Raw genomic sequence first — 13,880 nt, forward strand, 5'->3', positions numbered from 1 at the left:
GTTGCACTGAATGATCAGCCCCAAAGGAGTACGCCTCATGCGTCAGGTCATCATCATCGGCTCCGGTCCCGCCGGGTACACGGCCGCCATCTACGCGGCGCGGGCGAACCTTGAGCCGCTGCTCATTGCGAGCTCGGTCGAGTTCGGCGGGGAGTTGATGAAAACGACCGAGGTCGACAACTTCCCCGGCTTCCCCGAGGGCATCATGGGCCCCGATCTGATGGTGCGGATGCAGCAGCAGGCGGAGCGCTTCGGCACCGAGATCGTCTACGACGACGTCACCAAGCTCGAGCTCGAGGGCGACGTCAAGCGCGTCCACCTCGGCGATGGCTCCGTGCACGAGACCCGCGCCGTGATCTACGCCACCGGCTCGGCCTACCGCAAGCTCGGCCTCGCCGACGAGGAGCGCCTCTCCGGCTTCGGCGTCTCGTGGTGCGCCACGTGTGACGGTGCCTTCTTCAAGAAGCAGAGCGTGGCGGTCGTCGGCGGCGGTGATTCGGCGCTCGAGGAGGCGACCTTCCTCAGCCGGTTCGCCGACAAGGTGTACCTGATCCACCGCCGGGATGCGTTCCGCGCCTCGGCGGCCATGCAGGAGCGCGCCTTCGCGGATCCGAAGATCGAGGTGATCTGGAACAACGAGGTCTCGAGCATTTACGGCGACGCCAAGGTCGCCGGGATCGGCCTCACGAACACCGAGGACGGCACCGAGACCACGCTCGACGTGACGGGCCTGTTCGTCGCGATCGGCGCCGACCCGCGCACCCACCTCGTCCACGACCAGCTGGAGCTCGCGCCCGAGGGCACGATCGCGGTCGAGGGACGCAGTTCAAAGACCAGCCTGCCGGGCGTCTTCGCCGCCGGTGACGTGGTCGACCCGACGTACAAGCAGGCGGCGACCGCCGCCGGTTCGGGCGTCGTGGCGGCCCTGGATGCCGAGCACTACCTCGCGGCACTGGCCGACAGTGACGCCATCACGCGCGTCAGCCCCAGCTCCGAGACCCAGCCCGCCTGACGGGCATCCTTTCAAGAAAGTAGGTACGCAATGTCTGCCAAGGACGTCACCGACGCCACGTTCGCCACCGATGTGCTCGCGTCCGAGAAGCCGATCATGGTCGACTTCTGGGCCGAGTGGTGCGGCCCGTGTCGCGCCGTCTCGCCGATCCTCGACAAGATCGCCGAGGAGCACGCCGACAAGATCGACATCGTCAAGCTCAACGTCGACGACAACCCCGAGACGGCGATGAAGTACGGGATCACCTCGATCCCGGCGATGTACGTCTTCCAGGGTGGCGAGATCAAGAAGCGCATCGTCGGCGCCAAGCCCAAGCCGGCGCTCGAATCCGATCTGGCGGAGTTCCTGGCTTAGGCCAGTTGCACGCTGGTGGCCCCGCTCCCCCTCATCGGGACGGGGCCACTGCCATGCTCGGGCTACCCTTGATGTCATTCCGACGAACGGACCTGACATGACCGCCGCGACCCCGCCGAACCGGGGGACGAACCTCGATCCCTGGTATTCGCATTACGCCGCCCGCACCGCGGGCCTGAGTGTGTCCGAGGTCCGAGCTCTGTTCGCCGTCGCGAGCCGGCCCGAAGTGGTCTCGCTCGCCGGCGGCATGCCGAACGTGTCGGCGCTCCCGCAGGAGCTCGTCGAGACCGCGGTGATGCGGACGGTCCGCGACCAGGGCCCGGTGGCCCTGCAGTACGGCTCCGGCCAGGGGACGCCGCGGCTGCGCGAGCAGATCCTCGACGTGATGTCGCTCGAGGGCATCCATGCGAGCGTCGACGACGTCGTGGTCACCACGGGCTCCCAGCACGCTCTGGAACTGGTGTCGAAGCTGTTCCTGGACCCGGGTGATGTCGTGATCGCCGAGGGGCCGAGCTACGTCACCGCGATGGTGGTCTTCCGCTCGTTCCAGGCCGAGGTCGCGCACGTCGCGATGGACGAGCACGGGCTGATTCCGGAGTCGTTGCGCGAGACGATCGCGAACCTCAAGAGCGCGGGCAAGCGCCTCAAGTTCTTGTACACGATCCCCTCGTTCCAGAACCCGATGGGCGTCACGCTCAGCTGGCAGCGCCGGATGGAGGTGCTGGAGATCGCCCGCGCGAACGACATCCTCGTGATCGAAGACAACCCCTACGGGCTGCTGTACTTCGATCAGGCGCCGCCGCACGCCATGCGTTCGATCGAGGAGGATGGCGTCGTCTATCTCGGCACCTTCTCGAAGACGCTCGCGCCGGGCCTCCGCGTCGGGTGGGCTCTTGCTCCCCACGCGATTCGAGAGAAGCTCATTCTTGCGAATGAGGCGGCCGTGCTCTCGCCGAGCTCGTTCGCCCAGATCGTCATCTCCGAATACCTCGCGAGCGCCGACTGGCGCGGGCAGATCGACGTCTTCCGCTCGAGCTACAAGGATCGTCGCGACGCGATGCTCGGCGCGCTCTCGGAGCACCTCCCGGGCCTCCACTGGACGGTGCCGAATGGCGGCTTCTACGTCTGGCTCACGCTGCCCGGTCATCTCGACTCCAAGGCGATGCTCCCGCGCGCCGTGAAGGAGCTCGTCGCCTACACCCCGGGAACCGCCTTCTTCGCCGACGGCGGCGGTCGCAACGCGATGCGACTGTCGTTTTGCTACCCCACCCCCGAGTTCATACGGGAGGGCGTGCGACGGCTGGCCACCGTGATCAACGGGGAACTGTCGCTGCTCAACGAGTTCGCCCAAACCGGGCCCCTGAGCATCCAGACCGAGGAGCGCCAGGGCGTGCTCCCCCCGAACGTCGGCTAGAGGAATCATGACCGTATCGAATCTGCGCATCGTGGTTCTCGCGGGCGGCATCTCGCACGAGCGCGACGTCTCGCTGCGCTCCGGCCGACGCGTCGCCGACAGCCTCCAGCATCACGGTCTCAAGGTCGAACTGCGCGACCCGGATGCGTCGCTGCTGCCGTGGCTGCGTGACGAGCGCCCGGACGTGGTCTGGCCCGCACTGCACGGCGCCTCGGGCGAGGACGGCGCGCTGCGCGGACTGCTCGAGTTCATCGGCATCCCCTTCGTGGGATCCCGCGCCGAGGCCGCCCGTCTCGCCTGGGACAAGCCGACCGCCAAGACCCTCGTCCAGCGCGCCGGGGTGGCGACCCCGCGCTCGATCACCCTGCCGCGCGACGTCTTCCGCGAGCTGGGTGCGGATGCGGTCTTCGCGACCATCAGCGAAGAGCTCGCCGGGCCCCTCGTCGTCAAGCCCGCCCAGGGCGGCTCGGCCCAGGGCGTCACTCTCGTCGCGGATGCCGCCGGACTGCCGCGCGCCATGGTCGACGCCTACACCTACGGCGAGGTCGCCCTCGTGGAGCAACGGATCTCGGGCACCGAGATCGCCGTGAGCATCATCGACACCGGCGACGGCCCGGTCGCTCTGCCGGCCGTGGAGATCGAACCGCTCTCGGGCGTCTACAGCTTCGAGGCGCGCTACAACGCCGGTGAGACGCGGTTCTACACTCCCGCGCGAATCACCGACGAAGTGGCCGCGCGCGCCGCCACCGCCGCCCTGGATGCGCATCGCGCGCTGGGTCTGCGGCATATCTCGCGCGTCGACCTGATCATCGACGGCGCCGGCACCCCCTGGTTCCTAGAGGCCAACGTGCTGCCGGGACTCACCGAGACGTCTCTGCTCCCCCAGTCGCTCGAGGCTGCGGGCCACGATCTCGGCTGGGTGTACGCGCGTCTCGCCGAAGCGGCCGTCGCGGACTAGCAGGTCGCGCGCGGACGCGGCCCGACCGCCCTACTGGAAGCCCGGCTGCCCGAGTTCGCCGAGGATCCGGTTGAGGTCAGAGACGGTCGCGAACTCGATCGTCACCGTTCCCTTGCTCGCCCCGAGCGCGATGCGCACGCGGGTGTCGAGCCGGTCACCAAGCGCCTCGGCGATCTCGTCGAGCTGACCCCGACGCCCGCCGGCCGTTGGCTTGGCCTTCTTCGGCTTGGCCGTCGGCGACGAACCCGCGGCGGCCTCGGCGGCGCGCACCGACAGGTCCTCGTTGACGATCTTGTCGGCGAGTCGTTCCATCTCGTCGGGTGACCCGGTCGAGAGGATCGCCCGTGCGTGACCGGCGCTCAGCACGCCCGCGGCGACGCGGCGCTGGACGGGCTCCGGCAGGCGCAGCAGGCGGAGCGTGTTGGTGATCTGCGGGCGCGATCGACCGATGCGCTCGGCAAGCTGCTCTTGCGTGATGCCGAAGTCGGAGAGCAACTGCTGGTAGGCGGAGGCCTCTTCCAGCGGGTTCAGCTCCGCGCGGTGCAGGTTCTCGAGGAGCGCGTCGCGCAGCATCGCCTCGTCGGCCGTGTTCTTGACGACCGCCGGGATGCGATCCAATCCCGCGATCTTCGTCGCCCGCAGACGACGCTCACCCATGATGAGCTCGTACTGGGGCTCTCCCGCGCCCGCGCCCGGTCGGGGGCGCACGACGATCGGTTGCAGCACGCCGAACTCGCGCACCGAAACGACGAGCTCATCGAGCTCTTCCTGGCGGAACTCGGTGCGCGGCTGCTGCGGGTTCGGAACGATGTCGTCCGGCGACAGCTCGGCGAGGCGAGCGCCCGGGACGGCGACGAGTCCCTCGGCGGGCACCTCGACGTCACCCGCGAAGAAGACGTCGACGGGGCGATCGGTCGAGTCGCTGCTGGTCGGAATGAGCGCTCCGATTCCGCGGCCCAGACCCGTGCGCTTGGGTGCTGCCATCAGTTCATCTCCCCTGCATCAACCGACGGGACATCCGTCGGAGCCGTCGTCGCGACTCCGCCGTTGAGGGTCGCGCCGCCCGCGCCGCGGAAGGCGATCTCGGCGGCCGCCTCGCGGTAGGAGAGCGAACCCGGCGAGTTGGTGTCGTAGCTGATCACGCTCTGCCCGTAGCTCGGCGCCTCCGAGATCCGCACGGAGCGCGGGATCACCGTCGTGAGCGTCTGATCGGGGAAGTGCTCGCGGACCTCGTCGACGACCTGGTTGGCGAGGTTCGTCCGCGAGTCGTACATCGTGAGCAGGATGGTGCTCAGGCGGAGCTTCTGGTTCAGGTGCTTCTGGATCAACTCGATGTTGTTGAGCAGCTGGCTGAGACCCTCGAGCGCGTAGTACTCGCACTGGATGGGGATCAGCACTTCGCGCGCCGCAACGAAGGCATTCAGCGTCAGGAGCCCGAGCGAGGGCGGGCAGTCGATGAAGACGTAGTGATACGGCTCTGGCGCATCCCGCAAAAAGTTCTGGAGAGCCGTCCGGAGGCGCTGCTCGCGTGCGACGAGCGAGACCAGTTCGATCTCGGCACCGGCGAGGTGGATGGTGGCGGGGACGCAGTCGAGACCCGTGAACTCCGGGCTGGACTGAACGACGTCGCGCATCGGCACGTCGTCGATCATCACGTCGTAGACGCTGGCCGTGTCGGAGCGGTGTTCGACGCCGAGCGCCGTCGACGCGTTGCCCTGCGGGTCGAGGTCGATGACGAGCACGCGAGCTCCGCTTTGCGCGAGCGCGGCCGCGAGGTTGACCGTCGAGGTGGTCTTCCCGACGCCGCCCTTCTGGTTCGCGACGGTGAACACGCGGGTGTGCGTCGGGCGCGGCAAGACGGCGTCGGCCAGGGCGATCCGGCGGCGAGTCAACTCGGCCACCTCTCGCGCCAGGGGAGTCTCGTCGTAGTTCTTTTCGGCAGTCACCGCAGTGGATCCTTCTCGCAGCATTTGTGGTCGGTCGCGGCACGGGCGCGGTGGCCATTCCGCAGGCATCTCGGCCGGGACTCGCGATGTTTCACGTGAAACATCGTGACGGTCACGCCGGCGCGAGCGCCGAGATCAGTCAACTGTAGCCCGAAAGACCCGCGTGACCTCGGGGACAATCCCCTCACCGAGAACCAGGGTCTCGACATCGCGCAATCGGTACTTCCGGATGACCTTCTGGGCCGCCGCGGCTTCGTCCGCGACCCGCTCGCCCTTGAGCAAAATCAGTTCGCCACCGGGACGCAGCAGGGGCGCCGTCATGGGGATGAGCTTGCTGAGGGCCGACACCGCGCGAGCCGTCACCTGGTCGAGCACCCCCTCGACACCGGCCTCGTCGGCCCGCGCGCGCATGACGTCGACGTTGTCGAGCGCGAGGCGCTCGACCTGCTCCGAGAGCCAGTCGGTGCGACGCTCCATCGGCTCGATGAGCGTGAAGTGAGCGTCCGGTCGCGCGATCGCGAGCACGAGCCCGGGGAGTCCCCCGCCGCTGCCGACATCGCCAACGCGGGCGTTCGGGGCCACGAGGGGCGCCACCAGCGCACTGTTGAGCACGTGCCGAGTCCAGAGGCGAGCCGGCTCAAGCGGGCCGATCAGTCCGAGTTCTTCGCCCCGCGCACCGAGATCGGCGGTGAAGGCGCGGGCGACCTCGATCCGGTCGCCGAACATCGTCGCGGCGACCGCGGGTTCGAGTTCGACGTCAACCACGACGCACTCGCCTGGACGCGCAATGTTTCACGTGAAACATCAGCCGCGCGAGATGACCGTGTGGCGGTCGCGCCCTTCACCCTCCGAGGCGGAGACGAAGCCGCGACCGGCGACCAGGTCATGCACGAGCTTGCGCTCGTAGCTCGACATCGGCGGCAGCGAGGCCGAGGTGGCGCCCGCGTCGATCCGTGCAATCGCGTGATCCACGATCCGGGCGAGTTCCGCCGCGCGAGCATCGCGCGATCCACCGACATCGAGAATCAGGCGTGAGAAGCGACCCGTGCGGTTCTGCACCGCGAGGCGCGTGAGCTCCTGAAGCGCCGTGACGGCGTCGGTGCTCGACAGCACCTGGAGGTTGGATTCCCCGGTCGCCGTCACCGACAGGTAGGCACGGCCCGCGCGCGCGTCGATCTCGATGTCGCCGTCAAGATCGGCGATGTCGAGGAGCTCCTCGATGTAGTCGGCGGCGACGTCGCCCTCTTCGACCAACTGGTCCTGGCTCGGCGCCTCGTCCGTGACGGCGGAGGCGTCCACCGAGGTGGTTTCGGTATCGGTCACGAGCGCTTGCTCCCACTCTGCTTCTTGGCACGCTTCTTACCCACGGGCTGCTGGCGCTGAATCCGTGCCTTGGTTTCTTCGACGGTCTCGGCCGCGAGTTCCTCGGCGTCGTCGCCCATCTTGGCGCGACGCTTCTTCGCGAGGCGAGCTTCACGCGCAAGCGCCGCCTCGCTCCCGGGCGTCGGCATGTTCCGGATGACGAGGAACTGCTGCACCATCGTCCAGATGTTCGAGGTCAGCCAGTAGAACATGACACCGATCGGGAAGGCGAAGCCCGAGAAGGCGAAGACCAGCGGCAGCAGGTACAGCAGGATCCGCTGCTGCCGGTACATCGGGGATTCCTTCATCTCCGGCGACTGGTTCTTCGACATGATCTGCAGCTGCGTGATGAACTGCGAGGCCGTCATCAGGATCACCATGACCACCGCGATCACGATCACGACGACCTCGACGGGGTCGGCCGCAAGGGCGCTCTGGATGCTGTCATGCAGCGGCGCGATGCCGAAGAGCGAGGCGGAGCCGAACTGGTCAGCCAGATCCTGGTTCAAGAGCCCGACGCCCGCGCGACTCTGGTTGGCCTCGTTGAGCACCGAGAACAGGCCGAAGAAGATCGGCATCTGCACGAGCAGCGGCAGGCACGAGGCGAAGGGGTTCGTTCCCGCCTTCGAGTAGAGCGCCATCGTCTCGCGCTGCATGGCCTCACGCGAGTACTGATCGCGCTTGCCCTTGTACTTGTCTTGGATCTTCTTGAGCTGCGGCGCCACCTCAAGCATCTTGCGCTGGCTGTGGATCTGGCGGACGAAGAGGGGAATCAGCGCCGCACGCACCACGAGCACGAGACCCACGATCGAGAGAACCCACGTGAGACCGGCGGCCGGATCCATGCCGACGGCGCTCAGCACCCAATGGAAAGCAACGAGGATCGCTTCGATGACCCACTTGATGGGCCAGAGAATCGTGCCGATGATGTCAGGCATAGTGCGGGTTCAACCCTTTCCGTGGCTTGTCTCGGTGACAAAGCCGAATTCGGTGGTGTGCAGAAATCCATGTCGCGGCTCGGGGACATCGTCGATGCCGCCCTTCGCCCACGGGTGGCAGCGCGCAATCCGCCACGAGCCGAGGGCCACGCCCTTGACGAGCCCGTGCTGCTGGATCGCGCCCAGGGCGTACGCCGAGCAACTCGGGTAGTACCGACAGACCTGACCGTACAACGGTGAGATCGTGGCGCGGTAGCCGCGCAGAATGAGCACCGCGGCGTTCCGCGGTGCAAGCCAGAGGGCCCGGCCGACGCTCGACGGCGTCATGATCCCGACCCCAGCACGGCACGAACTTCGCGCGAGAGCTCCAGCCAACTCAGCTCGGCGACGGCCGGCAGCGCCCGGACGACAACGTCCTGGCCGCGGCCACCCGCGTCGACGAGTTCGCGCGCGAGCGCACGGTAGCGCCGGCGAAGGCGATTGCGAGTGACGGCGTCGCCGACGGCTCGCGAGACGATGAAGCCGAAGCGCATCGGATCGCTCACGTCACGCGCCACGCGGTAGTAGACGGCGTGGGGCGTGGCGGATCGACGACCACGGCGGACGACGTGACGGAAGTCCACCCCGTGGACCACCCGATTCGCCCGCGCGAGCACGAGGAAACTAGGCGGAGAGCTCGGTGCGGCCCTTGCGACGACGTGCCGCGAGGATCGCACGACCCGCACGCGTACGCATGCGCAGGCGGAAGCCGTGCACCTTGGCACGACGCCGGTTGTTCGGCTGGAAGGTTCGCTTCGACATGGTGATATCTCCAACACCCGGGATCCGGGTAAGAACGGGGACGGCTGATTGCGGAACGCTGCGCCGTCGGCAACTGATTAAAAATAGGGCCTGAACCCCGCTTAATCAAACCTGAGCAGGCAAAGCGGACATACTCGCATGCGATTCGCGGCCACCGGCGCACGACGCGCCGCGTGCGATTAGGCTCACTGGCGCCCCCCGGAGCATCGATACCCCGCCGATCGTTCTGTCCACACCCCTCCCACCAAGTGGATAACCCTGTGTATAACTGACAGACAGGATCGAGAGGAAACATGAGCGAGACGCCGGACGAGACCCACGAGTTGTGGAACTCCGTACTGACCCAACTCAACGGCGACGACCGCGTGACCCCGCAACTGCAGGGCTTCCTTAATCTGGTCGAGCCGAAGGGCGTGCTCGCCGGGACCCTCTACCTCGAGGTTCCGAACGAGCTGACGCGCGGGATGCTCGAGCAGCGCATCCGCGTGCCGTTGCTCAATGCGCTCGCGCAGCTCGATGACGAGCCCGAGCTCACGAACTTCGCGATCGTCGTCAACCCCGACATCCGTCCGCCCCAGCTGCTCGGCGATGTCGACACGATGACGGACGCTGACTTCGAGGAGAACACCGGGTCGCCCGCGCCGCTCGCCCCGATCACGGACATCAATCGCCGCTCCGACTCGCGTCTGAATCCCAAGTACAACTTCGACAACTTCGTCATCGGCGGGTCCAACCGCTTCGCCCACGCGGCGGCGGTCGCCGTGGCCGAGGCGCCGGCCAAGGCCTACAACCCGCTCTTCATCTATGGCGACTCGGGTCTCGGCAAGACCCACCTGCTGCACGCGATCGGTCACTACGCCGAGAGCCTGTATCCCGGGATCCGCGTTCGCTACGTGTCGAGCGAAGAGTTCACCAACGACTTCATCAACTCGATCGCCAACAACCGCGCGAGTGTGTTCCAGTCCCGCTATCGCGAGATCGACATCCTGCTGATCGACGACATCCAGTTCTTGCAGGGCAAGGACTCGACGCAGGAGGCGTTCTTCCACACCTTCAACACGCTGCACGATCACAACAAGCAGGTCGTGATCACGAGCGATGTCGCGCCGAAGCATCTGACGGGGTTCGAGGATCGGATGCGCTCCCGCTTCGAGTGGGGACTCATCACCGATGTGCAGGCGCCCGATCTCGAAACCCGCATCGCGATCCTGCGCAAGAAGGCGCAGAGCGAGAAGCTGCAGGTTCCCGACGAGATCCTCGAGTTCATGGCGACCAAGGTCTCGAGCAACATCCGCGAGCTCGAGGGAACCCTCATCCGGGTGACCGCGTTCGCGAGCCTCAACCGCACGCGCGTCGACCTGCAGCTGGTGCAGACGGTATTGAAGGACATCATCACCCTCGATGAGGACAACGTCATCGCGCCGGTCGACATCATCAATCACACGGCCGAGTACTTCAAACTCACCGTCGACGACCTGTACGGCTCGAGTCGTTCGCAAGCCGTTGCGACGGCACGACAGATCGCCATGTATCTGTGTCGCGAACTCACCAGCTTGTCTTTGCCGAAGATCGGGCAACTCTTCGGCAACCGCGATCACACCACCGTGATGTACGCCAACAAGAAGATCAGCGAGCTCATGAAAGAGCGTCGATCGATCTACAACCAGGTCACCGAATTGACGAGCCGCATCAAACAGAACCAGCGCTACTCGCGCAGCTGAGCCCGAACGCCTCGGATTTCGTCGCGAATTCCTTATTGCACAGAGTGTGTACAACCTGTGGATAACATCGGGATGAATGACATGCCTGGTGGGGACAACCCCGGGTCGAAATGTGGAATGACAAAACCCGCGTCGCGACCGCACCACCGGAGCCGCGACGACTCTCCACCGCTCGTCAACATCTCACACCGGTGTAGTTTCCTGTCATTCATTGACCGGCCGCGGCTTATCCACATCTTCCACAGCGGTTAAGACTGTGATGTGTTTTAACCGTTCCGAATCTCGCCCACAACTTTGAGAGCCGGCGCCCGTCGCAGATTCACCGATTCGAGCCCGGCTCTTCCTGTGTCAAGATCGGACGTGACAGGATGGGCGGTCCGGGCCGACACCTGTCCTCGTGGTCATCTGGCCGCGGGGGTCAGCTCGAGTCGACGTACAAGGAGTTCGGTGTGAAGTTCCACGTCAATCGCGACGTCCTGAGCGAAGCCGTGTCGTTCGCCGTCAAGCTTCTGCCGCAGCGAACCACGCAGCCCATCCTGAGCGGTGTGCTTCTCGAGGCTGCCGACGGTGTGCTCGTGTTGTCGTCATTCGACTACGAAGTGTCGTCACGCACCGAGATCCCGGCCGAGGTGGACGAACCGGGTGTTGCCCTGGTCTCGGGTCGCCTTCTCGCCGACATCGCCAGTCGTCTGCCCAACGCACCCGTCAACTTCTCCCACGATGACGGCCGCATCGCGGTCAGCTGCGGCTCGGCAAAGTTCACCCTGTTGAGCATGCCGGTCGAGGAGTACCCGAGCCTGCCGCAGATCGAGGAGCGCACCGGAGTTCTTCCCGCCGAGGATTTCGCCGCGGCCGTGTCGCAGGTTGCCGTTGCGGCATCCCGCGACGACGTCACCCCGGTGATCACGGGGGTGCAGCTCGAGGTCGGCGACAACACGCTGTCGTTCGTCGCGACCGACCGCTACCGCGTCGCCGTCCGCGAGATCGATTGGGATTCGGGCACCGCATCCGCTGAGGGCGCCACCGCACTCGTGCCGGCACGCACCCTGTCGGAGATCGGCAAGACCTTCGGGCATTCCGGAACCATCGGGGTCTCCATCGTTCACAACGACGATCGCGAGCTCATCGCCTTCACGGCCGATAAGCGCACCGTGACCTCGCTGCTGATCAAGGGGAACTTCCCGCCGGTCAAGCGGCTGTTCCCCGAGACCGTCGAAAACTATGCGGTGATCAACACCGCCGAACTCGTCGAGGCGACCCGGCGCGTGTCACTCGTACTCGAGCGCGAAGCCGCGTTGCGGTTCAGCTTCTCGATCGATGGCGTTACCCTCGAGGCGACGGGATCCGAGCAGGCGCAAGCGTCCGAGACGATCGACGCGCACCTGGTCGGCGACGACACCGTGGTGTCGCTCAAGCCGTCGTTCCTGCTCGATGGTCTCGGTGCCGTGCACTCCGAGTTCGTTCGGATCTCGTTCACGAAGACCGACAACCCGAACAAGCCCGGCCCGGTACTACTGACGAGCCAGTCGTCAAAGGATGCGCCCGGCGCCGACAACTACCGTTACCTGCTGCAGCCGAACCTGCTGCTGCGGTAGTTCGCTCCTGCCCCCGATTCGGAAGGCGAGAGATACGTGAGGGTCGCTCACCTCGGCCTCACCGACTTCCGTAATTACGAAACGGCGGAGGTCGGCTTCGAGGCGGGTCCCAACCTAATCGTCGGGATCAACGGCCAAGGCAAAACCAACCTGGTCGAGGCGCTCGCGTATCTGAGCACCCTAGGCTCGCATCGCGTCTCCAGCGACCAGGCGCTCATTCGGTTCGGTCGCGATTCCGCGATCGTGCGCGTGCGACTGGAGCACGGCGACCGCCAGGTGCTGCTCGAGGTGCAGATCAATCGCGCCGGCGCCAACCGGGCGCAGGTCAATCGTGGCCCGATCAAACCGCGCGAACTTCCGCGGCACGTCGCCACAGTGGTCTTCGCGCCCGAGGATCTTGCGCTCGTGCGCGGGGAACCGGCCGGCCGCCGCCGATTCCTGGATGAGCTGCTGGTTCAAAAATCGCCCCGCTTCGCGGGCGTGCTCTCCGACTACGACCGCGTCCTGCGTCAACGCAACACGCTCCTGAAGTCGGCGCGCGCGTCGCGAACCCCGGCGAATCAACTCACGACGCTGGATGTGTGGGACGAGCGTCTCGTTCAGCTCGGTGTCGACATCGTGCGGGGCCGGCTCGAGCTGATCAACCAGCTGCGAAACCCGGTGCGCGATGCGTACGAGCGGATCGCGGGCTCCGAACACCACGCCGAGCTGTCACCGCGGCTGAGCATTCTGGAGGACTCGCCCGAGGACGGGGGGCCGGGTCCCCCGACCGATGCGGGTGCACTGACCGCCGCGGATGCCGCCGAGCACTTCCGGGCGCGCCTCGTCACCCATCGTCGCGCCGAGCTCGATCGCGGCCTGACCCTCGTCGGGCCCCACCGTGACGATCTCGTGCTCGACCTCAACGGACTGCCCGCCCGCGGTTACGCCAGTCACGGTGAATCGTGGTCGTTCGCGCTGTCACTGAAACTCGCCTCCGCGGAGGTGCTGCGCACCGATGCGCCGCTCGGCGATCCGGTGCTCGTCCTTGACGACGTCTTCGCCGAACTCGACGAGCGCCGACGCACCAGCCTGTCGGCCGCGATTGCCGGCTTCGAGCAGGTGCTCATCACGGCCGCGGTGGAAAATGATGTGCCCGAGGAACTGCGCGGCACGACCATCCGGATTCATGCCGGCCGCGTCGTGGAACCCGGAGCGACGACATGACTCGCGACACCACGCCGGGCTCGCCACCCGAGGAACCGGAGTCGCCCGCCGCCCACGATCCGATTCCCGAACACCTCGGGGTGTATCGCCGGTTGCGCACGGTCTTCGGAGCGCCCGGAGCGCGAAGCCGTGACGCACGTCGCCGCAGTCGCGCCGCGGAAGACGGGGCGAGTGTGCCGTACGGCACCGGACGCGACCCGCACGGCATCGGCGACGTGCTCGGTCGGCTCACGGTCTCTCTCGGCTGGGAGTCGCCGATCGCGCGCGCCGAATTGGTCGCCGACTGGGCCGAGCTGGTCGGCGACGACACCGCCGCGCACTCCGAACCGATCGGCGTCGAGGAGGGTGTGCTCACCGTCCGCTGCGATTCCACGGCGTGGGCGCAGCAGCTTCGCACGATGCGATCGACGATCACGACTCGGATCGCTGAGCGCTATCCCGCGGCGGAGATCGACTCCATCCGGTTTCTGGGGCCGGACGCCCCCTCCTGGAAACGTGGCCCCAGAGCAATCCCAGGGCGCGGTCCGCGCGATACCTACGGCTAAGAAGGCAAATCTGGTCACAGGGCGCGAG

General features: G+C 66.6%; 16 protein-coding genes. 8 read left to right on the plus strand and 8 right to left on the minus strand.

The annotated features are described in order from the left end of the window. Nucleotides 1-37 precede the first annotated feature (37 nt). The 4 genes from trxB (at nt 38) to QZ258_RS05020 (ending at nt 3,738) form a co-directional block, all read left to right on the plus strand. Complete coding sequence (gene trxB, locus QZ258_RS05005; RefSeq protein ID WP_294179592.1) at nt 38-1,012, plus strand: thioredoxin-disulfide reductase; 975 nt, start codon at nt 38-40, stop codon at nt 1,010-1,012. Between the two features lie 30 nt (nt 1,013-1,042). Next, nucleotides 1,043-1,366 (plus strand): thioredoxin, encoded by a 324-nt coding sequence (trxA, locus tag QZ258_RS05010; RefSeq protein WP_294179593.1) that lies wholly within the window; start codon nt 1,043-1,045, stop codon nt 1,364-1,366. Between the two features lie 97 nt (nt 1,367-1,463). Then, nucleotides 1,464-2,780 carry a PLP-dependent aminotransferase family protein gene (locus QZ258_RS05015; protein ID WP_294179594.1) on the plus strand — a complete coding sequence of 439 codons (1,317 nt, stop codon included), beginning with the start codon at nt 1,464-1,466 and terminating at the stop codon, nt 2,778-2,780. A 7-nt stretch (nt 2,781-2,787) separates the two neighbouring features. Then, the gene (locus tag QZ258_RS05020) at nt 2,788-3,738 is read left to right on the plus strand and encodes a D-alanine--D-alanine ligase (protein ID WP_294179595.1); all 951 of its coding nucleotides are present in this window, start codon (nt 2,788-2,790) and stop codon (nt 3,736-3,738) included. 30 nt (nt 3,739-3,768) lie between these two features. Here QZ258_RS05020 and QZ258_RS05025 read toward each other — a convergent pair whose 3' ends face one another. The 8 genes from QZ258_RS05025 to rpmH form a co-directional block, all read right to left on the minus strand. Beyond that, nucleotides 3,769-4,722, minus strand: coding sequence for a ParB/RepB/Spo0J family partition protein (locus QZ258_RS05025; RefSeq protein WP_294179596.1), 954 nt, complete (start codon nt 4,720-4,722; stop codon nt 3,769-3,771). Beyond that, on the minus strand, nt 4,722-5,684 hold the full coding sequence (locus QZ258_RS05030; RefSeq protein ID WP_294179597.1) for a ParA family protein: 963 nt from the start codon (nt 5,682-5,684) through the stop codon (nt 4,722-4,724). The genes QZ258_RS05025 and QZ258_RS05030 overlap by 1 nt, the downstream gene beginning before the upstream one ends. Before the next feature lie 135 nt (nt 5,685-5,819). Beyond that, the gene (gene rsmG, locus QZ258_RS05035) at nt 5,820-6,410 is read right to left on the minus strand and encodes a 16S rRNA (guanine(527)-N(7))-methyltransferase RsmG (RefSeq protein WP_294179636.1); all 591 of its coding nucleotides are present in this window, start codon (nt 6,408-6,410) and stop codon (nt 5,820-5,822) included. 78 nt (nt 6,411-6,488) lie between these two features. Next, nucleotides 6,489-7,007, minus strand: a complete 519-nt coding sequence (locus QZ258_RS05040) for a R3H domain-containing nucleic acid-binding protein (protein WP_294179598.1) — start codon at nt 7,005-7,007, stop codon at nt 6,489-6,491. Next, complete coding sequence (yidC, locus tag QZ258_RS05045; RefSeq protein ID WP_294179599.1) at nt 7,004-7,984, minus strand: membrane protein insertase YidC; 981 nt, start codon at nt 7,982-7,984, stop codon at nt 7,004-7,006. Before yidC ends, QZ258_RS05040 begins: the two co-directional genes overlap by 4 nt. A 9-nt stretch (nt 7,985-7,993) precedes the next feature. Further along, nucleotides 7,994-8,311: a membrane protein insertion efficiency factor YidD gene (yidD, locus tag QZ258_RS05050; RefSeq protein WP_294179600.1), complete on the minus strand. Its 318-nt coding sequence runs from the start codon at nt 8,309-8,311 to the stop codon at nt 7,994-7,996. After that, nucleotides 8,308-8,709 (minus strand): ribonuclease P protein component, encoded by a 402-nt coding sequence (gene rnpA / locus QZ258_RS05055; RefSeq protein ID WP_363182074.1) that lies wholly within the window; start codon nt 8,707-8,709, stop codon nt 8,308-8,310. Before rnpA ends, yidD begins: the two co-directional genes overlap by 4 nt. After that, the gene (gene rpmH / locus QZ258_RS05060; RefSeq protein WP_022881903.1) at nt 8,648-8,785 is read right to left on the minus strand and encodes a 50S ribosomal protein L34; all 138 of its coding nucleotides are present in this window, start codon (nt 8,783-8,785) and stop codon (nt 8,648-8,650) included. Before rpmH ends, rnpA begins: the two co-directional genes overlap by 62 nt. A 293-nt stretch (nt 8,786-9,078) precedes the next feature. On the opposite strand from rpmH, the gene dnaA reads away from it, so the two are divergent. From dnaA to QZ258_RS05080, 4 genes are all read left to right on the plus strand, one after another. After that, the gene (gene dnaA / locus QZ258_RS05065; protein ID WP_294179601.1) at nt 9,079-10,506 is read left to right on the plus strand and encodes a chromosomal replication initiator protein DnaA; all 1,428 of its coding nucleotides are present in this window, start codon (nt 9,079-9,081) and stop codon (nt 10,504-10,506) included. A 449-nt stretch (nt 10,507-10,955) separates the two neighbouring features. Continuing rightward, nucleotides 10,956-12,101, plus strand: coding sequence for a DNA polymerase III subunit beta (dnaN, locus tag QZ258_RS05070; RefSeq protein ID WP_294179602.1), 1,146 nt, complete (start codon nt 10,956-10,958; stop codon nt 12,099-12,101). A 36-nt stretch (nt 12,102-12,137) separates the two neighbouring features. Then, the gene (gene recF / locus QZ258_RS05075) at nt 12,138-13,307 is read left to right on the plus strand and encodes a DNA replication/repair protein RecF (protein ID WP_294179603.1); all 1,170 of its coding nucleotides are present in this window, start codon (nt 12,138-12,140) and stop codon (nt 13,305-13,307) included. Beyond that, complete coding sequence (locus QZ258_RS05080; protein WP_294179604.1) at nt 13,304-13,852, plus strand: DUF721 domain-containing protein; 549 nt, start codon at nt 13,304-13,306, stop codon at nt 13,850-13,852. Before recF ends, QZ258_RS05080 begins: the two co-directional genes overlap by 4 nt. Nucleotides 13,853-13,880 lie beyond the last annotated feature (28 nt).

The organism is uncultured Schumannella sp. (assembly GCF_905479755.1).
Taxonomy (GTDB): Bacteria; Actinomycetota; Actinomycetes; order Actinomycetales; family Microbacteriaceae; genus DCRR01.

Coding starts and splice junctions, on each gene's coding strand:
- rpmH (WP_022881903.1), bottom strand. CDS start 8,785: ATGTCGAAGCGAACCTTCCAGCCGAACAACCGGCGTCGTGCCAAGGTG.
- QZ258_RS05020 (WP_294179595.1), top strand. CDS start 2,788: ATGACCGTATCGAATCTGCGCATCGTGGTTCTCGCGGGCGGCATCTCG.
- yidC (WP_294179599.1), bottom strand. CDS start 7,984: ATGCCTGACATCATCGGCACGATTCTCTGGCCCATCAAGTGGGTCATC.
- QZ258_RS05015 (WP_294179594.1), top strand. CDS start 1,464: ATGACCGCCGCGACCCCGCCGAACCGGGGGACGAACCTCGATCCCTGG.
- dnaA (WP_294179601.1), top strand. CDS start 9,079: ATGAGCGAGACGCCGGACGAGACCCACGAGTTGTGGAACTCCGTACTG.
- trxB (WP_294179592.1), top strand. CDS start 38: ATGCGTCAGGTCATCATCATCGGCTCCGGTCCCGCCGGGTACACGGCC.
- QZ258_RS05025 (WP_294179596.1), bottom strand. CDS start 4,722: ATGGCAGCACCCAAGCGCACGGGTCTGGGCCGCGGAATCGGAGCGCTC.
- yidD (WP_294179600.1), bottom strand. CDS start 8,311: ATGACGCCGTCGAGCGTCGGCCGGGCCCTCTGGCTTGCACCGCGGAAC.
- rsmG (WP_294179636.1), bottom strand. CDS start 6,410: ATGTTCGGCGACCGGATCGAGGTCGCCCGCGCCTTCACCGCCGATCTC.
- QZ258_RS05080 (WP_294179604.1), top strand. CDS start 13,304: ATGACTCGCGACACCACGCCGGGCTCGCCACCCGAGGAACCGGAGTCG.
- trxA (WP_294179593.1), top strand. CDS start 1,043: ATGTCTGCCAAGGACGTCACCGACGCCACGTTCGCCACCGATGTGCTC.